Source organism: Herbaspirillum autotrophicum (assembly GCF_001189915.1).
Taxonomy (GTDB): domain Bacteria; phylum Pseudomonadota; class Gammaproteobacteria; order Burkholderiales; family Burkholderiaceae_D; genus Herbaspirillum; species Herbaspirillum autotrophicum.
In genome coordinates this window covers 87,577-107,326 of record NZ_LFLS01000005.1, presented here as the reverse complement: position 1 = coordinate 107,326, position 19,750 = coordinate 87,577, and the positions used below count along the sequence as shown (strand labels likewise).

Genomic DNA, 19,750 nt, shown 5'->3' with positions numbered 1-19,750 from the left:
TCAGGTGGCGAGGGGCTGCCGGCTTAATTGCGGTTGTTGCTGCGCTTGAGCGCAAAGGCACCATCGCCGAGCAGGAATACCGCAATCAGCGCGACGATCCACAAGGCCAGATATTCCCAGCCGCCCTTGGGGTTGGTAAACGAAAAACCGGCTTTGCCATGGACGGTGGCAATTGCGCCTGCCAAATCGAGTGCCAGCAGAATCGCGAAATAATTGCCATAGTAGCCGACGATCAGGGCAATGCCACCGACCACTTCCAGCAGGATCACGGCATAGGCCAGAAAGCCGGGCAAGCCGATCGATTCGAAGAAGCCGACCGTTCCCGGCAACGTGAAGACAAAAATCTTGATACCGGCGTGGACCAGAAACAGAATGCCCAGGCTGACGCGCAGCAGTAATGCGGCGTAGTCGGCTCTGGTGTAGATGGTGGTGCTGGACATGAAAACTCCCGATTGGTGGTGGCGGCCAGGCTGGCAGCCTTGGGAGTACTTTAGGCAAAACCGGTGTCGTGATAAAGAGCATCCGGCAGGATAGATTGTTCCGTTTTTATTGACAATGATGCGGTGAATGCCAGTTGCCGGCGCGCGCCGGTGTATGCGGATGGAACCTGAGCGTGCTTTTCAACACTGCCGCCGGCCCGCAGCAGGTGCAATCTGCGGGCCGTGTTCAGTGTGTGCGGGGGGTATCAGAAAGGGGCGGGGGCGAAGCGCTGCATGAACCCGATCAGTGCTTTGTATGCTTCAACCAGCGGGTTTTGATTCAGCCTCTTGAGTGCCGGACCATGTGCGGCAGCAGACTGCATATGGAAATGAATGGAGGCATGTGCTGCCGGTAATGACTGCAGCGTGCCGGCGCACAGCAATGCGGTGATGCACAGATGACGGAATGGTTTGCGTAACAGCTTCATAGGCTTCTCCTGTTGAGGGTATGGATCAGATGCCACGATTTTCATGAGCAAACGGTACTGGTGATTTATCAAGAATAAATTTGCCTGAGCCGTCGTTCCATTGTCAGAAAAAAATCGATGGAAAAGCGAGTTTCAACTAGCCAAAGCAGTCTGGGAATAGCTGGATCACCGTTGTTTTGTGAAACTTATACTGGTTTTTTTCGGTGTCGGTCTGATGACGAATCGCAACGCGAGGCCGGCCGGCAGCAACGCGCAGCCGCTTGTTGCGCAGGTATTCAGTCAAGACAGGGAGAGTGGGATGCCAGCGGGAGGTCGTGGCAATCCGGCCTGACGGTCAGCAGGACAGATGACAATCAGACCGGATTCAATCGAGGTGCAAGCCCGGGGACTATTCTTGTGCCGGCTTCGGCTTGGCTTCTTCGCGACGGTTGTAACCGGCGACCATGTCGAAACGGAACAGGCGGCATTCCAGTGCGCCATTGTAGAAAGGTGTCTTGCGCGCTTCTTTGAGACGCAACAGTTTCGGCAAGCCGAGATCGGCTGAGAACAGGAACACGCTCCAGCCCGAGAAACGCTGTTTGAGCGTGGTGCTGAAGGCGCTGAAGAAGGCGGTCAGCAATTCATCGGTCGGCAATGCGCTGTCGCCGCGCACGCTGATCCGCTCGCCGTACGGCGGGTTGGTCAGCATGATGCCGGTGGCCGGATTGCCGTCGGCGTCGAGTGGCGGTTTGATTTCTTGCGCTTCGATCTGTTTCAGCGGCACGTCGAACTGGATGCCGGCCTGGCGCAGGTTGTGGCGGGTGATGGCAATCATGTCGCCGGAAATGTCGCTGCCGAAAATGGTCGGGACGGTTGGCAGCGGATTCGGTTTGATGTTGCCCTTGATTGCCTGCCATGCGGCGGCATCGAAGTTGTGGAATTTTTCAAATGCAAAACGACGGCGCGCACCGGCCGGGATGCCGGCCAGCATTTGTGCCGCTTCGGCCAGAATGGTGCCGGAGCCGCACATCGGATCGAACAGCACCATGCCCGGTTTCCAGCCGCTGGTACGCAACAGGCCGGCCGCCAGATTTTCGCGCAGCGGTGCTTCGCCGGTTTCATCGCGCCAGCCACGCTTGAACAGGGCGTCGCCGGAAGTGTCCAGATACAGCGTGTAAGTATGGGCATCGACAAAGCCGGAAATACGCATGTCCGGATTTTTGGTATCAATCGAAGGACGCTCATCGAAACGCTCGCGGAAACGGTCGCAGATCGCATCCTTGATTTTCAGCGTGGTGAACTCAAGGCTGCGCAGCGGCGATTTGATGGCGGTGACATCGACGCGGATGGTGTGCGATACCTGAAACCAGTTTTCCCATTCCTGTTCCAGCGTCAGGTCATAGATGTCGTTTTCATTCTTGTACGAACCATGCGCCATGCGCAGCAGCACGCGGCTGGCGATGCGCGAGTGCAGATTGATCAGGTAGGCATCGGTCAGTTCGCCCGAGCAATGCACGCCGCCCGGGACATGTTTGTGGACCTTGAGGGTCGGCGTCGGCTGTCCGAGCAGGGCAATTTCGTTGAGCTCGTCGGCGAGCACGTTTTCCAGCCCGCGCGGGCAGGGGCAAAAATAGGAATATGACATGGGGGGTACCTTTTATCCGTAGTGAAACTGGTGAGTCTGATGCCTCTGTTGCCAGCAAACAGCAGGGTGGAACACCATCCGTTCACCGGTGCACAAACACCGGTGAACGGATGGCAGTGAATCATTTTGATGCCAGGGCGCGGCCGACGAAGTCGAGGCGATCCTGACCCCAGTAGCCTTCGCCATCGACCACGTACCACGGCGCGCCGAATACATTGGCGGCGGCAGCTTCGTCCGTGAAACGATCAAACTCGGCCTGCACACTGGCGGTTTCTGATGACTTCAACAGATTCTGGCCGTCGTGATCGAGTTCGTTGGCAATCGCGATCAGGGTATCGGCATCGGCGATATTGCGTTCATCGGCCCAGACGCCGCGCATGATGGCACCGGTCAGCGTCAGCGCTGCCGCAGTGCCATGCGCCAGTTGCGTAGCGATGATCAGTTTGGCGGCGGCATCGCTCTGGACCGGAAAGTAAGTCGGGTGCAGATTGAGCGGCACCTTCAGGTATTCGCTCCAGCGTGTCAGTTCCTTGAGCCGGTATGCCTGACGCTGCGGTGCGCGCTTTGCCAGCGGCAGGCCGCCCGACAAACCGAATACCTTGCTCAGGTCAAAGGGTTTGACCACGATCTGGGCGTCATGCCCGGCGGCCAGTTCCAGCAACCGGGCATGACCCAGATAGGCAAAAGGGGAATGCGGTGCGAAATAGTATTCACAAATTTTGCCCATGGTCGGCTCCTTGAAAGATGATCTGATTGTAATTTTATTTCGGTGTCGCTGCGCGGCGCGGGTCAGAAAGGCTTGACCACGACCAGCACCACGATGGCCAGCAGCAACAGTACCGGTACTTCATTGAACCAGCGGTACCAGGTATGGCTGCGGGTGTTGGCGCCGCGTTCGAATTTTTTGAGCAGGGAGCCGCAGGCATGGTGATAACCGATCACCAGCACCACCAGACCCAGCTTGGCGTGCATCCAGCCATTGCCGGGACCTTTGCCGATGCCGTAGCCGAGATACAGCCAGAGTCCCAGCAGCACTGCCGGTACCGACAGGATGGTGGTGAAGCGATACAGGCGGCGCGCCATGCCCAGCAAGCGGGTATGCACCAGCGTTTCCGACTCCTGCGCCAGATTGACGAAGATGCGCGGCAGATAAAACAGGCCGGCGAACCAGGAGACGACAAACACGATGTGCAACGATTTGATCCAGAGCATGCGGCTTCCTTTGGCGATTGGCTGGCGGTGGCAGGGGAATGCTTATTGGCGGACCTGGCCTTGGCCAAGCACGACGTATTTCAGCGACGTCAATCCATCGAGTCCGACCGGGCCGCGTGCGTGCAGCTTGTCGTTGGAAATACCGATTTCCGCACCCAATCCGTATTCGAAACCATCGGCAAAACGGGTCGAGGCATTGACCATGACCGAGGCCGAATCGACTTCGCGCAGGAAGCGCATGGCACGGCTGTAGTCTTCGGTCACGATGCTGTCGGTGTGTTGCGAGGAATAGGTATTGATATGCTCGATCGCCTGATCCAGACCGTCCACCAGTTTGACCGCCAGGATCGGCGCCAGGTATTCGGTGCTCCAGTCTTCCTCGGTGGCTTCAGCCAGATGCGGGTAGCCGGCCAGGATGCGGTACGCTTCGGGGTCGGCGCGCAGTTCGACTTTTTCGGTCAGATACAGTTGGGCCAGTGGCGGCAAAACCTGTGCTGCAATGGTACGCTCCACCAGCAGCGTTTCCATGGTGTTGCAGGTGCCGTAGCGATGGCATTTGGCATTGAAGGCAATCCGGAGTGCCTGTTCCTGATCAGCCTTGTCGTCGATGTAGACGTGGCAGATGCCATCCAGATGCTTGATCATCGGTACCGTGGCTTCGCGCATCAGACGCTCGATCAGGCCCTTGCCGCCGCGCGGCACGATGACGTCGACATATTGCTGCATGGTAATCAGGGCACCGACGGCAGCCCGGTCCGTGGTTTCCACGACCTGTACCGCATCGGCCGGCAAACCGGCCTCGTGCAACCCTTGTTTGACCAGTACTGCCAGCGCCTGATTGCAATGGATCGCTTCTGAACCGCCGCGCAAAATGGTGGCGTTGCCGCTCTTGATGCATAAACCCGCAGCATCCACGGTGACATTCGGCCGCGCCTCGTAAATGATGCCGATCACGCCCAGCGGTACGCGCATCTGGCCGACCTGAATCCCGGTAGGGCGGAATTTCATGTTGGAAATTTCACCGATCGGGTCCGGCAGCGCGACGATTTGCTCCAGGCCTTCGGCCATGGTGGCGATGGCTTTGTCGGACAGCGTCAGACGGTCCAGCATGGCGTCGCTGAGACCGTTGGCGCGGGCTGCCGCCAGATCTTTCTGATTGGCGGCACGCAGAATGTCGGCGTCGCGCCGGATGGCGGCCGCAATCAGTGTCAGCGCCCGGTTCTTGAGCGCGGTATCGGCTTTGGCCATGGCGCGCGACGCCTGGCGTGCGCGCTGACCGACTTCATTCATGTATTGTTCGATGTTCGTCATGAGACTCTTTGCAGTTCTGTAACGTGTGCTAAATCAATGGCCGCGGGCCAGTTTCAGGCCCAGTTGCGACAGTGCATCCCAGGCATCGCCGGAAAATGCCCTGGCGCGCAGGCCTTTGACCATTTTGTCGATCTGCGCGGCTTCTTGCAGTGCGGTTTGCAGCGCCGCCAGACTGATGCGGCGCAGCGCCGGCTCCATCAGGCGTTCGCGCGGACCCCAGATCCGATATTCCTTGAGCAGTACGCCGAGCGGCTTGCCCTGGCTGACACCGGCTTTCAGCTTGAGCAGCGTGCGCACTTCTTCGGCCACCGCCCACAACACCAGCGGCAGCGCTTCGCCTTCGCCCTTGAGGCCGTTCATCATGCGCATCAGCCGTGCCACATCGCCGGACAGCATGGCTTCGTTGAGCTTGAATACATCATAGCGCGCAACATTGAGCACGGCATCGTGCACCTGTTCAAAACTCAGTTTGCCGGGCGGATGCAACAGCGCCAGCTTTTGAATTTCCTGATGCGCCGCCAGCAGATTGCCTTCTACCCGTTCGGCAATGAAGTCCACGCATTGGCGGTCGGCGCTTTGTTGCTGCGCTGCCAGCCGGTTGCTGATCCAGCCCGGCAGATGCGCGCGTTCTACCAGCGGAATGTCGATATACACGCTGGCTTGCTGCAGGGTTGCCACCCAGGCTGCCTTTTGCGTGGCCCAGTCGAGCTTGGGCAAACTGATGATGGTCAGGTTGTCGGGGTTCAGATTGGCCGCATATTCCTGCAAGGCCTGACCGCCGTCCTTGCCGGGTTTGCCGGTCGGAATCCGCAATTCGACCAGTTTCTTGTCGCCGAACAGCGATTGCGACTGATTCGCCGCCAGCAATTCGCCCCATTTGAAACTGCGTTCGACCACCAGCACGTCGCGTTCGCTGAAACCATTGTTGCGTGCCGTCTTGCGAATCTTGTCGGCCGCCTCCAGCGCCAGCAAATGCTCATCGCTGGTGATCACATAAAGCGACGCCAGCGACTTCGTCAAATGCGTATCGAGCGCGTCAAGCTTCAGTTGCATGGGGTATTCCTGATGTCTTATTCCTGATCGTTCTGATCATCGGGACCGGTTTTGGTGGCCGACAGGCGGCGCAGAATCTGCTGCACCAGATCAGTCTGCATATCGCGGTACAGCAAGCCTTCTTCAGCCTGCTTGGCCAGTTCCTGATTTTCATTGTAGGTGACGTCGCGCTTGAGGCGGATTTCCACCGGTGCGATCAAGACCTTGCCGGCATTATCCTTGACCGCGAACTTGAAGCGCTGATACAGCGCATATTCGCGTACCCGGCCGTCGGTATTGAGCGTCAGGATCTTCTTTTCGCGGGTATCGGCGATCACTTGCAGCACCGCTTCCGCCAGTTTCGGATCGCTCACCACTTCCACGCCGCTGGCGCGAATGTTGCGCGTCAGCTCGGTACCCAATGAGGAGTTGCCGCTGAAGCCGAGGTAAATGGTCTTGAACGGCAGATTGGCCGGGCCGCGCAGGTGGAAGCCGCAGGCCGTGAGCATGCTCACCGCCAGCAGCGTCAGCAGCCAGCGGATCAGAAGAGGCGAAGTACGGTAAGGCATGCGCATGTGTGGTTCCGTTAGCCGTGTCGCGTCAGGCGACGATGTTGATCAATTTGCCGGGCACCACGATCACTTTCTTCGGTGGACCAGCCAGGAATTTTTGCACATTTTCATTTGCCAGCGCTGCCGCTTCGATACTGGCCTTGTCAGCATCCTTGGCGACGGTGATGCTGCCGCGCAGTTTGCCGTTGACCTGAATCATCAGTTCGATTTCGCTTTGCTCCAGCGCCGCCGCATCGACCTGCGGCCATTCCGCATCAAGAATGTCGCCGCTGGCATTGGCATAACCCAGTTCGCGCCACAGCGCATGGGTGATATGCGGGGTGATCGGATTGAGGATGCGCAGGAAAATCGAGGTGCACTCCGCCAGCACTGCATTGGATGTCGCGCTGTCGTCGAGCTTGGCTGCTTCCAGCGTGTTGAGCATCTTCATGCAAGCCGACACCACCGTGTTGTACTGGATGCGCTTGAGGTCGTGATCAGCCTGTTGCAGGATCTTGTGCACTTCGCGGCGCAGGGTCTTGTGGGTGTCGCTCAGGCTGGCGCTGTCGGCTTTGCCGGCGCTGCCGATACGGGCGGCGTTGGCGAACGCGAAAGCCCACACCCGGCGCAGGAAGCGGTTGGCGCCTTCGACGCCGGTGCCGGACCATTCCAGCGTCTGTTCCGGTGGCGAGGCAAACATCGTGAACAGACGGGCGGTATCGGCACCGTACTGGTCGATCTGTGCTTGCGGGTCGATGCCGTTGTTTTTCGACTTCGACATCTTTTCAGTGCCGCCGATGGCGACCGGCTGGCCATCTTCCTTGAGCACTGCCGAAACCGGACGCCCCTTGTCGTCATGCGTCAGATCGACATCGGCCGGATTGAACCAGACCTTCTTGCCGCTGGCTTCTTCGCGATAGTAGGTTTCATTGAGCACCATGCCTTGGGTGAGCAGGTTGGTGAACGGCTCATCGAACTTGACCAGTCCGAAGTCGCGCATCACCTTGGTCCAGAAGCGGGCGTACAGCAAGTGCAACACGGCATGTTCGATACCGCCGATGTACTGGTCCATCGGCATCCAGTAATCATTGCGGCTGTCGACCATCGATGTCGTACTTTGCGGCGAGGTGTAACGCATGTAATACCACGACGAATCGACGAAGGTATCCATGGTGTCGGTTTCGCGCCGTGCCGCCTTGCCGCATTGCGGGCAATCGACATGCAGGAATTTTTCATGCTTGTTGAGCGGATTGCCGCTGCCGTCCGGCACGCAATCTTCCGGCAACACGACCGGCAAATCTTTTTCCGGCACCGGCACGTCGCCGCAATCGGCGCAGTGGATGATAGGAATCGGGGTGCCCCAGTAGCGCTGGCGTGAAATGCCCCAGTCGCGCAGGCGATAGGTGATTTTCTTTTCGCCGATGTTTTTGGCATTCAGGTCGGCGGCAACTGCGTCGATGGCGTCGGCATAGGCCAGACCGTCGTATTTGCCGGAATTGATGGTGCGACCGTTTTCCTTGTCGCCGTACCATTCTTCCCAGCCATCGGTGGAGTAGGTCTTGCCTTCCACTGCGATCACTTGCGTGATCGGCAGTGCGTATTTTTTGGCGAAAGCGAAGTCGCGTTCGTCATGTGCCGGCACACCCATCACGGCGCCATCGCCGTAAGTGATCAATACATAATTGCCGACCCAGACTTCAACCTGGGCACCGGTCAGCGGATGGGTGACGAACAGGCCGGTCGGCATGCCCTTCTTTTCCATCGTCGCCATATCGGCTTCGATGACGCTGCCCTTTTTGCATTCGGCGATGAACGCGGCCAATGCCGGATTCGATTTCGCCGCAAACGTTGCCAGTGCATGTTCCGGCGCCACGGCGCAGAAGGTTACGCCCATGACGGTATCGGCGCGGGTGGTGAAGACCCACAGCTTGCCGTCCTGAATCAGTTGACCGTCATCCTTGATGTCATGCGGGAAGGCGAAGCGCACACCGGTCGATTTGCCGATCCAGTTGGCTTGCATCAGGCGCACCCGTTCAGGCCAGCCCGGCAGTTTGGTTTCGACGTGTTCCAGCAATTCTTCGGCGTAGTCGGTGATCTTGGCGTAATACATCGGGATTTCACGCTTTTCGATCAGCGCCCCGGAACGCCAGCCGCGGCCATCGATGACTTGCTCATTGGCCAGCACGGTCTGATCGACCGGATCCCAGTTCACGGTGCCGGTCTTTTTGTAGATGATGCCTTGTTCCAGCATCTTCAGGAACATCCACTGGTTCCACTTGTAATACTCCGGCGAACAGGCTGTCATTTCGCGCGACCAGTCGATTGCCAGACCCATCGCCTGCATCTGCTTCTTCATGTAAGCGATGTTGGCGTAGGTCCATTGCGCCGGCGGCACGCCATTGGCCATGGCAGCGTTTTCCGCCGGCATGCCGAAAGCATCCCAGCCCATCGGCATGAGCACGTTATAGCCGCTCATGCGCAGATAGCGATACATCACGTCGTTGATGGTGTAGTTGCGCACGTGGCCCATGTGCAGCTTGCCGGATGGATAGGGCAACATCGAGCAGGCGTAGAACTTTTGCTTGTCCTTGCCGTTTTTGTCTTTGGCGTGTTCGACCGACTTGTACGCGTCGATGGCGATCCAGTGCTGTTGCGCGGATTGTTCTACTTCTGCTGGGCTGTATTTATCTTGCATGACGGATGGGGCAAAGAGAAGATCTAAACCCGACATTATACTGGCTCGCTCCGTACGCAACCTAGTTTGACGTTGATGTCAGTTTGACCATGAAAAACGGTGGCCGGGGCCAGCGGCACATATTGCCCGGCGGATATGTTGCCACTGACCGGAATCCGGCCCTGGCCGTGGCGTTTGACGTCATCCGCCGGCTGCAAGGCGCAGCCGCATGACAACCGGTCAGCGCAATACCAGTTTCAGGCCGGCGGCTTCGCCGTAATCTTCGTAGCGTTCATTGATGGCGGCGATACAGAATTCCAGTTCTTCGATGATCTCCGGCAGGTGCTGGCGCAACTTGTCGCTGTGCTGGACTTCGATATTCAGGATCTCATTGTCCTTGAGCCGGAATTTGCTCATGCCGTCATCATCGCGCAGATAGCTGAGGCAATCTACCCAGGCATTCATGTTGCGGCCATAGAATTCGGGGAAGCCGAACGCAACTGTGCATTCGGTATGAAAGCTGTCCCAGTCGGTGATACGTTCGCCATTCAGGTGTGCGGTGGGCATGATTATTTTTTCTCCGGGCCGGGTTTGGGATCGGTAACAAAACCGATCTTGCCGAGGCCGTTGGTTTGGGCTGCCGACATGACGTCGGCAATGATTTCGTAACGCGTCGATTTGTCGGCGCGCAACTGGACTTCCGGTTGCGGCTGACGACTGGCCGCTTCGGCCAGACGCAGGTTGAGCGTGGTTTTGTCGACCGGCTGATCTTGCCAGTACAACTTGCCGGCAGCATCGATGGCGACGCTGACCGTTGTGGGTTTTTCCGGAGCCGGTGCCGATGCGGCGGTCGGCAAGTCCAGTTTCAGCGCATGCGTAAACAGCGGCGCCGAAATGATGAAGATCACCAGCAATACCAGCATCACGTCCACCATCGGCGTGACGTTGATGTCGGCCATCGGTGCCGGGTGCTGATTATCGTTGAAGCCGCCGAAACTCATCATGCCCCCTTGCCGACGCGTTCGCCGGTGGTCAGATAGGCATGCAAGTCATGGGCGAAACCATCGAGCTCGGCCAGCGTGACACGATTGACGCGGGTAAAGGCGTTGTAGGCCAGCACCGCCGGAATCGCCACCACCAGTCCGAGTGCAGTCATGATCAGCGCTTCGCCGACCGGGCCGGCCACCTTGTCGATCTGCACCGTACCGCTGGCCGATACTGCTGCCAGCGCATGATAAATACCCCAGACCGTACCGAACAGGCCGACGAACGGTGCGGTCGATCCGACCGATGCCAGCAACGTCAGGCCGCGTTCCAGTCGCGCCGAGACGCGATTGATTTCGCGTCGCAAGGTGCGCGTGATCAGTTCGCCGGGATCGGTGGCGGCATTCAGTGACGGGGTTGTTTGTTGTTTGGAGGAAATGCTGGCGGCTTCGACCGATTGGCGTGCCAGCGGGGTATAGACTTGTTCGCTGTCGAAGCGTTGCATGATGGCGATGGCGTCCTGTACGGTCGGCGCTTTCCAGAAGCCGTCGAGGGCGTTGCTGCTGCGGCGGATGCGCCACGAGCTCCAGGTCTTGGACAGGATGTAATACCAGCTGGCCACCGACATCAGCAGCAGGGTATAGGCGACGGTGTGGGAAACGGCATCGCTTTGCGCCCAATAGTGCGCTATTCCAACGGTTTGATCCATGCTCGATTTTCTTTGCGAAAGGATGGGGGGAACGGCGCGGCAGCGATTGCAGCAGCAAATCAACTGTTGCCAGGCCCGTTGACAAGTGTAATCGGAATGGGTTGGAGTGACTATCGGGCAAAAGATTCGTCCGCTGCGCACAAAACGTCGTGGCGCAGCGGAGGTACTTGCAATGGCAGGGTTGCCTGCCGTGGTTGCGGTATTACTTCAGGCCGAGTACGTCCTGCATGTCGAACAGGCCGGTTTGCTTATCCTGCAGGAAACGCGCGGCGCGCAGGCTGCCCTGAACGTAAGGGGCGCGGCTGGAGGATTTGTGCGTAATTTCAATGCGCTCGCCAATGCCGGCAAACAGCACCGTATGGTCGCCGATGATATCGCCGCCACGGATTGCCGAAAAGCCGATCGACGACGGATCGCGTTCGCCGGTGACGCCTTCGCGGGCGTAGACCGCGACATCATCGAGCTTGCGGTCCAGCGCGGTGGCGATCACTTCACCCATTTTCAGCGCGGTGCCGGACGGGGCATCGACCTTGTGGCGATGGTGGGCTTCAATGATTTCGATATCGTAGCCGTGCGAAAAACTCTTCGCGGCCAGTTCCAGCAATTTCATGGTGACGTTGACGCCGACACTCATGTTGGGCGCGAACATGACCGCCGTTTTTTTACCGGCGGCGGCGATGATTTCCTTGCCTTCGGCGTCGAAGCCGGTGGTGCCGATGATCATCTTGATGCCGTGCGCTGCGCAGTATTCCAGATGCCTGAGCGTGCCTTCAGGGCGCGTGAAGTCGATCAGGATGTCGGCGTTGGCCAGGCCTTTGGCGAAATCGGACTCAATGACGACATTGGCCGGTTTGCCCAGAAACGCGGCGGCATCGGTGCCGAGAAAAGGCGAACCCGGCACATCCAGAGCGCCGGCCAGAACCGCATCGTCAGCCAGTTGAATGGCTTCGATCAGCATGCGTCCCATGCGGCCGGACGCGCCGGCCACTGCGATTTTCAATTGCGTCATGTGTTATTTGTTGTTGATCAACGGCGCGACCGGCGCGGTAGTTGAAGTTTCTGGAATGGAGCCGCCGCGGGTGCCGGCGATCAGTGACAGGTATTCCTGTTCCGTCGGCAGATCGCTGCCGCCTTCATAGCGTTCCAGCAGGTTATCCTTGAAGAAGGCAGAAACCCGGCTGGTCATGATCTGGCCGTTGCCCTTGGCCAGGCGGAATTCATAATCCCAGCGGTCCGCGTGGAACACATCGGTCAGCAATGGTGTGCCGAGTACAAAGCGCACCTGCTCGCGCGTCATGCCGGGCTTCAATTGCGCAACCATTTCGCGGGAAACGAAGTTTCCTTGCTGAATATCGATACGGTACGGTTTGAGGAAACCGAACAGGTTGCTGCTATTGCCAGTTACCTGTACCCCGCTCGGTTCTGCCGCGTTATCATTTTTGGCAAGTTTGTTGGACGCGCAGCCGGACAGGGCAGCGGTCAGTGCAAGCAGTATCAACGCAGAGCTACGGTAGAAAGGCATCATTCTGGGCAACATTCGCATAAAGATTTCAATTGGTTGAGCAATTGTGCTAAAACGCTATATGATAAAGCAGATAACCTGAATTTTACTGAAACATGCCTAATAATCCATCTGAACTCAAAGCCAGCGGTCTGAAAGCAACTCTGCCGCGTCTGAAAATCCTTGAAATCTTCCAGAACACCGAGGTACGTCACCTCAGCGCCGAAGATGTCTACAAGATTTTGCTCGGCGACAATCTTGATGTCGGTCTGGCAACGGTATATCGCGTACTGACCCAATTCGAGCAGGCTGGCTTGCTGCAGCGCAATCATTTCGAAACCGGCAAAGCGGTATTCGAATTGAATGAAGGCTCGCACCATGACCATCTGGTCTGCCTGGATTGCGGCAAGGTCGAAGAATTCTTCGATGCTGAAATCGAGAAGCGTCAGGTCAAGATCGCGCAAGAACACGGTTTTGAAATCGCCGACCATGCACTGGCCCTGTACGGCCATTGCAAGACTTGCCAGAAACTGAACAAGTAACAGGTCACTGAATTTGCATGGCTGACCTTGTCACTGCACGGTGACATGGACTGGCGATACCGGTCAGTCAATCGCCCGCACGCAATTTGCGTCCGGGCGATTTTCTTTGGGTGATGAAGTTTGCCGGCCGCAGCCGCAGTGCCGTGATGCGCCGGGAATGGTGGCGTTGCTGCCGGCTGTTGTGTCAGGAATTGCTGAGGGCGCTCGACAGCAGCTTGGCAGTGATGTCGACGATAGGGATCACGCGTTCGTAGGCCATGCGGGTCGGGCCGATGACGCCGAGAGTGCCGACGATCTTGCCGTTGACTTCATACGGCGCAGTGACAATGCTCATGTCATCCATCGGCACCAGTTGCGATTCGCCGCCGATGAAAATCTGTACTCCGCTGGCTTTGCTGGACACATCGAGCAATTGCATCAGGCTGGTTTTTTGTTCGAACATTTCAAACAGCTTGCGCAGCGAGGTCATGTTGGACGACAAGTCCGACACGCTCAGCAGATTGCGTTCGCCCGAGATGACGACGCTATCGTTGTCTTCGGTCATGGCGTCGCTGCCGGCTTCGACCGCCGCTTGCATCAGGCTGGTCATGTCATCGCGCAATTGCCGCAATTCGCTTTGCAGGCGGATGCGGACCTCGTCGAAGCCGAGGCCGCCGTAATGCTGGTTGATATAGTTGGCAGCCTGCACCAGTTGCGACGGCGTGTAATCGACATCGGTCAGCAACAGACGATTCTGGACATCGCCGCCGGGGCCGACGATCACCAGCAGGATGCGTTTTTCAGACAGGCGCAGGAATTCGATTTGCTGGAAGATCGATTCCCGGCGCGGGCTCATGACGACGCCGGCAAAGTGCGACAGTGACGACAGCACTTGCGCCGCATTGGTGATGATCTTTTGTTGCGAGTTGGCCGGGAAGCGCGATTGCAGGCTGCTTTCCAGTGCGGCTTCGTCAATCGGATCAACCGTCAGCAGCGTATCGACAAAAACGCGGTAGCCCCGTGGCGTCGGTACCCGTCCGGCGGAAGTATGGGGACTGGCGACGAATCCCATTTCTTCCAGATCCGCCATGATGTTGCGAATCGTGGCCGGTGACAGCTCCAGGCCCGAAATTTTCGACAGCGCGCGCGAGCCTACCGGTTGCCCATCGGCGATGTACCGTTCGACCAAAGCTTTGAGCAGAGTTTGTGCGCGACTATCCATGTGGCTATTCTAACGACCGCAGCCCCTGCCTGCCAGCGTCTTCTTCAGTTTCCTGGTGATTTATCGGATGCTGCACGCAGCCATGCATCCAGTTCGTACAGATTGGTGCAGATAGCGTCGGGTTTGACATGCGGCGGCAGCGGCCGGTTGAAGCGATTCATCCAGACCGCTTGCAACCCGGCTTGCTGGGCGCCGAGCACATCCAGCGTCAGGTCGTCGCCGACATACACGGTCTCGGCCGGGGTCAGTTGCAGCGCGTCGCAGGCGGCGTGGAAAATGGCGGGATCGGGTTTGGCCGAGCCAAACTGATGGGCCGCAAGCGAGGTGCGGAAATGGTCGGCCAGGCCGATGTGCTTCAGATCGGCAAAGCCGTTGGAAATGGTGCCCAGCACCAGCCGTTGCGCCAATCGCTGCAATCCGGGGACGACGTCGTCGAACGGTTCGACGCTGTTGCGGGCGGTGGTGAAGATGACCATGGCCGGGTCGGCCAGTTGCAGATCTTCCTCGCTTTCGCGCAGGGCCTGCGTCAGGACCGCATGGCGCAGGGCCCACAAATTGATCTGATAGGCAGGTTCGGCCGCCAGCAGCGCTTGCCGGCGTTCGCGCAGACTGCCGACCGAGTGCTGACTTGCCAGTCGCGGCGCATGCTGGCGCAGCCAGTCGAATAATTGCGCTTCGGCGCGCTGCAATACCGGCTCAATTGCCCATAGGGTGTCGTCCAGATCAAACAGGACTGCTTTGACGCTTTGTTTCATCAACAACTCTCTGAAATTATGTTCTAATCCGCTGCATGTGGCCCATCAAATTACCTGTACAGGCGGCAACGCCGAAAACCATTGCTATCGTCGGCAAATATCTTGCCGCCGGTATTGCCCAGTCATTGTCGGAGATCGCCGAGTTCCTGGAGGCCCACGGCCATACCGTCGTGTTTGAATCCGAGACCGCGCAAAACATCGCGCTGGAAGGTTACGACGCTGTATCGCCGGCGCAGATCGGGCAATATGCCGATATCGCCATTGTCGTCGGCGGCGACGGCACCATGCTTGGCATCGCCCGCCAGCTGGCGCCCTACAATGTGCCGCTGATCGGGATCAATCAGGGGCGTCTGGGCTTCATGACTGACATTTCCCAAGACCGCATGATACCGGTATTGGCCGAAATGCTCGACGGAAAGGTGGAGGCGGAGTCGCGTTCGCTGCTGGAAGCCACGGTACTGCGCGATGGCGAGCGGATTTTTCAGGCCCAGGCGTTCAATGATGTGGTGGTGTCGCGCGGCGCCTCGTCCGGCATGGTGGAATTGCGGGTCGAGGTGGATGGCCGCTTCATGTATAACCAGCGTTCGGACGGCCTGATCGTCGCCACGCCGACCGGTTCTACTGCTTATGCGTTGTCGGCCGGCGGCCCGATACTGCATCCGAGTCTGCACGGCATCGTGCTGGTGCCGATTGCACCGCATGCCTTGTCGAACCGGCCAATCGTGATTCCCGACTCCTGCGAAATCGTGATTCAGGTCGTCAATGGCCGCGACATGAGCGCCAATTTCGACATGCAATCACTGACCAGCCTGCTGCATGGCGATCGCATCGTGATCCGGCGTTCGGCGCATCAGATTACTTTCCTGCATCCCGAGGGCTGGAGTTATTACGATACCCTGCGGCAAAAATTGCACTGGAATGAATACCCTTCGGTAGAAGGCCGACTACAATAAGCGGCAAGCGCGGGGGCGCAGGTCGCGGCAGGCATGCGGATACCTGCTTGCGCTGTGACCGGCCCGTTATGCCGGTTTTCTGCCGCCTTTGCCTTTCCTTAACCACTCTGATCTGACTTCTCATGCTGCGTACCTTGTCGATTCGTGATTTTGTCATCGTCGATGCGATTGAACTTGAGTTCGCGCCCGGATTTTCGGTATTCACCGGAGAAACCGGTGCCGGCAAATCGATCCTGATCGATGCCCTGGCGCTGGCGCTGGGCGGTCGCGGCGATGCCAGCGTGGTGCGTGAAGGCGCATCCAAGGCGGATATCTCGGCCGATTTCAGCGCCGGCGAGGCGGCCATGGCCTGGCTTGCCGCCAATGAATTCGCGGAAGAAGATCCGTCCGTGCTGGTGCGCCGTGTCATCGACAACGCCGGCCGCTCCAAGGCATTCATCAACGGCATCGCGGCCACTGCCACGCAACTGCGCGAGCTGGGTGAATTGCTGGTGGATATCCACGGCCAGCATGCCCATCAATCCTTGCTCAAACCGGATGCGCAAAGGTTGCTGCTGGACAGTCAGAGCGGTTTGCAGGAGCAGGCCAAAGCCGTGGCTGCTGCCTATAAGGTCTGGCGCGCACTGGCGCGGCAGCGCGAAGAATTTGAAGTCAACGCCAAGAATGTGCTGCTGGAACGCGAGCGGCTGGAGTGGCAAGTCAACGAACTCGAAAAGCTGGCGGTCAAGCCCGGCGAGTGGTCGGAGATCACCAATGAGCACAGCCGTCTGTCGCACGCTGCCAGCCTGATCGAAGGTGCGCAGGAAGCGCTGTCGGCGATTTCCGATTCGGATACGCCCATCCTGTCGCAAATTTCCGGACTGACGCTGAAGTTATCCAAACTGACGGATGTCGATGCCGCGCTCAAGCCGGTGCTGGATGCGCTGGAACCGGCCCGGATCCAGTTACAGGAGGCGGTGTACGCCCTCAATGATTATCTGGGTCGGGTCGAACTGGATCCGGCGCGACTGGTGGAAGTTGAGCGGCGGCTGGAAGCAATTCACTCTACCGCGCGCAAGTTCCGCGTGATGCCGGACGATTTGCCGCAGGAATTCATCACACTGTCCGAACAACTGCGGCAACTGGCCGATGCCAGCGACCTCGATGCCTTGCGGGTACAGGAAGAAAAACTGAAAGCGGCTTATGTCAGTCTCGCCCAAAAATTATCGAAGGCCCGCACCAAGGGCGCTGCGGCGTTGAGCGAGGCGGTCAGCAACGCCATGCAAGACTTGAGCATGGCGGGCGGACGCTTCTCCATCGCGCTGCAACCGGCGGAACCGGCGGCGTATGGTCTGGAACAGATTGAATTTCTGGTGGCCGGCCACGCCGGCGTGGCCTTGCGGCCGCTGGCCAAAGTCGCCTCGGGCGGTGAGCTGGCGCGGATTGCGCTGGCCATCTCGGTGATCGCTTCCAGTGCGACGGCCACCCCGACCCTGATTTTTGACGAAGTCGACAGCGGCATCGGCGGCGCCGTGGCGGAAGTGGTGGGTCGCTTGCTCAAGCGTCTGGGCCAAGACCGTCAGGTATTATGCGTGACGCATTTGCCGCAAGTCGCGAGTCAGGCCAACCAGCATTTTCAGGTCAGCAAGCGCAGCCAGGATGGCAAGACGGTATCGCAGATCGATCCGCTTGACGCCAAGTTGCGTGTCGAAGAAATCGCCCGCATGCTGGGTGGACTGGAAATTACGGCAACCACGCGCAAGCATGCGCGCGAGTTGCTCGCCCTGTAAGAGCTCAACGCCGATTGTTACGGCCCTTTTTTCAATCGGATTCCGATGTCATTTCGCAAAGAACCGCCTTATATTCATGGCAGCCAGAGCAAGACTGCTGTCGTCCTGGTCAATCTCGGCACGCCTGATGCGCCGACGCCGCGCGCGGTGCGGCGCTACCTGAAACAATTCCTGTCCGATCCGCGCGTGGTGGAAATTCCGCGCGCGATCTGGTGGTTCATTCTCAACGGCATCATTCTGCCGTTTCGCTCGCGCAAGTCGGCCGAGAAATACGACTCCATCTGGACCCGCGACGGCTCGCCGCTGAAAGTGCATACCGAACGGCAGACCGCCATGTTGCATGGCCAGCTGGAAGCGCGCGGTCATGAGGTTACCGTGGTGTGTGCCATGCGCTACGGCCAGCCGGCCTTGCCCGATGTGTTGCAGCAGCTCAAGCAAGAAGGCTGCGACCGGATCCTGATCCTGCCGGCTTATCCGCAATATTCAGCGACCACCACCGCCTCCATTTTCGACGCCTTGTTCCGCCATTACACAGAGGTACGCAACGTACCCGAGCTGCGTCTGGTGCGTGGGTATCACGATCATGAAAGCTATATTCAGGCGCTGCGCCAATCGGTGCTGGCGCATTGGGATTTGCACGGCCAGCCGGATAAGCTGGTGATGAGTTTTCATGGCGTACCCAAACGCACCTTGCTGCTTGGCGATCCCTATCATTGCGAGTGTCTCAAGACTGCGCGCCTGCTGGCGCAAGCGCTCGATCTGCGTGACAGCGAATATGTCGTGACCTTCCAGTCGCGCTTCGGCAAAGCCGAATGGCTGCAACCTTACACGGCCCCCACATTGCAAAAGCTGGCGCAGGAAGGCGTGCAGCGGGTGGATGTGATGTGTCCCGGATTCATCAGCGATTGCCTCGAAACGCTGGAAGAAATCGCCATGGAAGCCAAGGCCGAATTTCTGCATGCGGGCGGCAAGGAGTTTCACTTCATTCCTTGTCTCAATGAATCGGCGGCCTGGGGCAAGGGTTTGATGGAAATCGCCGAACAGCATATGATCGGTTGGCCGACCATGAGCAACATGGTCGCGCGGGAAGAACAAAAAAAGCAGAGCGAGATATCCGCGCAGCGCGCCAAGACACTGGGCGCGCCGGAGTAGGCCGATTTGGCAAGTGCTAAACGCGGCACTGTTAAAATAGCCGGCTGCGCCGATGTTTCTTTTTGTTAATATTTGGCGCGAGCTGGTCGTCGCAATCAGGGCGGCAAGCAACCACTTTATTGGACAGATACTGTTTAAAGACCCTTGAATATGTAAGGGATAGCCCCATTTGTGGTTCCATACACATTGGTGCATTTGATTGTAGGAGGTTAGTCAGGTATGCAAGATACGGAAAAACAAATGGAAAACGAACAGCCGATTCACGTTGACGGCGAGACCGCCGCAGTAGCGACGGAACCGACGCCGGAAGACAAACTGGCCGCTGCCGAGCTCAAGGCTGCCGAATTGCAGGACGCGTTCCTGCGCGCCAAGGCTGATGCCGAGAACGTTCGTCGCCGGGCCCAGGAAGATATCGGCCGCGCGCACAAGTTTGCGATTGAAGGCTTTGCCGAATCGTTGCTGGCGGTCAAGGATAGTCTGGAAATGGCGCTCAAGATCGAGACGCCGTCGGTGGAAGCGCTGAAAGAAGGCGTCGACATGACACTCAAGCAATTGTCGTCGGCGTTCGAAAAGAACAAATTGCTGGAAATCAACCCGCAAGCCGGTGACAAGCTCGATCCGATGAAGCATCAGGCGATTTCCACCGTGCCGGCTGAACAAGAAGCCAACACCGTGGTTGCCGTACTGCAAAAGGGATACACGATTTCGGACCGTTTGCTGCGTCCGGCACTGGTAACGGTGGCGCAAGCGAAGTAATTCGGTATGAAAATTGCTTTTCAATGCGTCTGAGCGCTTGAAAGTGACACTTTTCCCCACATATTAAAAACATCAAAACTACTGTCGTCCCGTATTTCAGGGACTTAAGGATCAAAG

21 protein-coding genes are annotated in these 19,750 nt (G+C 58.2%); 5 read left to right on the top strand and 16 right to left on the bottom strand.

The window, feature by feature from the left end:
• Window positions 1–23: 23 nt before the first annotated feature.
• From AKL27_RS05735 to AKL27_RS05670, 14 genes are all read right to left on the bottom strand, one after another.
• Window positions 24–440, bottom strand: a complete 417-nt coding sequence (locus AKL27_RS05735; protein WP_050461838.1) for a DoxX family protein — start codon at window positions 438–440, stop codon at window positions 24–26.
• Window positions 441–685: 245 nt separating this feature from the next.
• Window positions 686–952 (bottom strand): hypothetical protein, encoded by a 267-nt coding sequence (locus tag AKL27_RS05730; protein WP_157056806.1) that lies wholly within the window; start codon window positions 950–952, stop codon window positions 686–688.
• Window positions 953–1,295: 343 nt separating this feature from the next.
• Complete coding sequence (locus AKL27_RS05725) at window positions 1,296–2,531, bottom strand: THUMP domain-containing class I SAM-dependent RNA methyltransferase (protein WP_050461836.1); 1,236 nt, start codon at window positions 2,529–2,531, stop codon at window positions 1,296–1,298.
• 121 nt (window positions 2,532–2,652) lie between these two features.
• On the bottom strand, window positions 2,653–3,258 hold the full coding sequence (locus AKL27_RS05720; RefSeq protein WP_050461835.1) for a 2-hydroxychromene-2-carboxylate isomerase: 606 nt from the start codon (window positions 3,256–3,258) through the stop codon (window positions 2,653–2,655).
• 62 nt (window positions 3,259–3,320) lie between these two features.
• Complete coding sequence (locus tag AKL27_RS05715; RefSeq protein ID WP_050461834.1) at window positions 3,321–3,743, bottom strand: CopD family protein; 423 nt, start codon at window positions 3,741–3,743, stop codon at window positions 3,321–3,323.
• Between the two features lie 42 nt (window positions 3,744–3,785).
• Window positions 3,786–5,054 (bottom strand): glutamate-5-semialdehyde dehydrogenase, encoded by a 1,269-nt coding sequence (locus tag AKL27_RS05710; RefSeq protein ID WP_050461833.1) that lies wholly within the window; start codon window positions 5,052–5,054, stop codon window positions 3,786–3,788.
• Between the two features lie 33 nt (window positions 5,055–5,087).
• Window positions 5,088–6,107 (bottom strand): DNA polymerase III subunit delta, encoded by a 1,020-nt coding sequence (gene holA / locus AKL27_RS05705; protein ID WP_050461832.1) that lies wholly within the window; start codon window positions 6,105–6,107, stop codon window positions 5,088–5,090.
• Between the two features lie 17 nt (window positions 6,108–6,124).
• A complete protein-coding gene (locus AKL27_RS05700) occupies window positions 6,125–6,655 on the bottom strand; it encodes an LPS-assembly lipoprotein LptE (protein WP_050461926.1) in 531 nt (176 codons plus the stop codon).
• A gap of 31 nt (window positions 6,656–6,686) precedes the next feature.
• The gene (gene leuS / locus AKL27_RS05695; RefSeq protein WP_050461831.1) at window positions 6,687–9,332 is read right to left on the bottom strand and encodes a leucine--tRNA ligase; all 2,646 of its coding nucleotides are present in this window, start codon (window positions 9,330–9,332) and stop codon (window positions 6,687–6,689) included.
• 219 nt (window positions 9,333–9,551) lie between these two features.
• Window positions 9,552–9,878 carry a barstar family protein gene (locus tag AKL27_RS05690; RefSeq protein ID WP_050461830.1) on the bottom strand — a complete coding sequence of 109 codons (327 nt, stop codon included), beginning with the start codon at window positions 9,876–9,878 and terminating at the stop codon, window positions 9,552–9,554.
• A gap of 2 nt (window positions 9,879–9,880) precedes the next feature.
• Window positions 9,881–10,312 carry an ExbD/TolR family protein gene (locus AKL27_RS05685; RefSeq protein WP_050461829.1) on the bottom strand — a complete coding sequence of 144 codons (432 nt, stop codon included), beginning with the start codon at window positions 10,310–10,312 and terminating at the stop codon, window positions 9,881–9,883.
• Window positions 10,312–11,004, bottom strand: coding sequence for a MotA/TolQ/ExbB proton channel family protein (locus tag AKL27_RS05680; RefSeq protein ID WP_050461828.1), 693 nt, complete (start codon window positions 11,002–11,004; stop codon window positions 10,312–10,314). Before AKL27_RS05680 ends, AKL27_RS05685 begins: the two co-directional genes overlap by 1 nt.
• 202 nt (window positions 11,005–11,206) lie before the next feature.
• On the bottom strand, window positions 11,207–12,013 hold the full coding sequence (gene dapB, locus AKL27_RS05675) for a 4-hydroxy-tetrahydrodipicolinate reductase (protein WP_050461827.1): 807 nt from the start codon (window positions 12,011–12,013) through the stop codon (window positions 11,207–11,209).
• Window positions 12,014–12,016: 3 nt separating this feature from the next.
• Complete coding sequence (locus tag AKL27_RS05670) at window positions 12,017–12,529, bottom strand: outer membrane protein assembly factor BamE (RefSeq protein ID WP_050461826.1); 513 nt, start codon at window positions 12,527–12,529, stop codon at window positions 12,017–12,019.
• 92 nt (window positions 12,530–12,621) lie between these two features.
• Between AKL27_RS05670 and fur the strand changes: the two genes are divergently transcribed.
• Window positions 12,622–13,047 (top strand): ferric iron uptake transcriptional regulator, encoded by a 426-nt coding sequence (gene fur, locus AKL27_RS05665; protein WP_050461825.1) that lies wholly within the window; start codon window positions 12,622–12,624, stop codon window positions 13,045–13,047.
• A gap of 184 nt (window positions 13,048–13,231) precedes the next feature.
• On the opposite strand, the gene hrcA is transcribed toward fur, so the two are convergent.
• Both hrcA and AKL27_RS05655 read right to left on the bottom strand, forming a co-directional pair.
• Complete coding sequence (gene hrcA / locus AKL27_RS05660; protein WP_050461824.1) at window positions 13,232–14,248, bottom strand: heat-inducible transcriptional repressor HrcA; 1,017 nt, start codon at window positions 14,246–14,248, stop codon at window positions 13,232–13,234.
• Between the two features lie 44 nt (window positions 14,249–14,292).
• Window positions 14,293–15,003 carry an HAD family hydrolase gene (locus AKL27_RS05655; protein ID WP_050461823.1) on the bottom strand — a complete coding sequence of 237 codons (711 nt, stop codon included), beginning with the start codon at window positions 15,001–15,003 and terminating at the stop codon, window positions 14,293–14,295.
• A 35-nt stretch (window positions 15,004–15,038) separates the two neighbouring features.
• Here AKL27_RS05655 and AKL27_RS05650 point away from each other — a divergent pair, with 35 nt between their 5' ends.
• From AKL27_RS05650 to grpE, 4 genes are all read left to right on the top strand, one after another.
• Window positions 15,039–15,956 carry an NAD kinase gene (locus tag AKL27_RS05650; RefSeq protein WP_050461822.1) on the top strand — a complete coding sequence of 306 codons (918 nt, stop codon included), beginning with the start codon at window positions 15,039–15,041 and terminating at the stop codon, window positions 15,954–15,956.
• A 122-nt stretch (window positions 15,957–16,078) separates the two neighbouring features.
• A complete protein-coding gene (gene recN, locus AKL27_RS05645; RefSeq protein WP_050461821.1) occupies window positions 16,079–17,725 on the top strand; it encodes a DNA repair protein RecN in 1,647 nt (548 codons plus the stop codon).
• A gap of 45 nt (window positions 17,726–17,770) precedes the next feature.
• Window positions 17,771–18,877 (top strand): ferrochelatase, encoded by a 1,107-nt coding sequence (gene hemH / locus AKL27_RS05640; protein WP_050461820.1) that lies wholly within the window; start codon window positions 17,771–17,773, stop codon window positions 18,875–18,877.
• Window positions 18,878–19,096: 219 nt separating this feature from the next.
• The gene (grpE, locus tag AKL27_RS05635; protein WP_050461819.1) at window positions 19,097–19,633 is read left to right on the top strand and encodes a nucleotide exchange factor GrpE; all 537 of its coding nucleotides are present in this window, start codon (window positions 19,097–19,099) and stop codon (window positions 19,631–19,633) included.
• The last annotated feature ends 117 nt before the right edge of the window (window positions 19,634–19,750 follow it).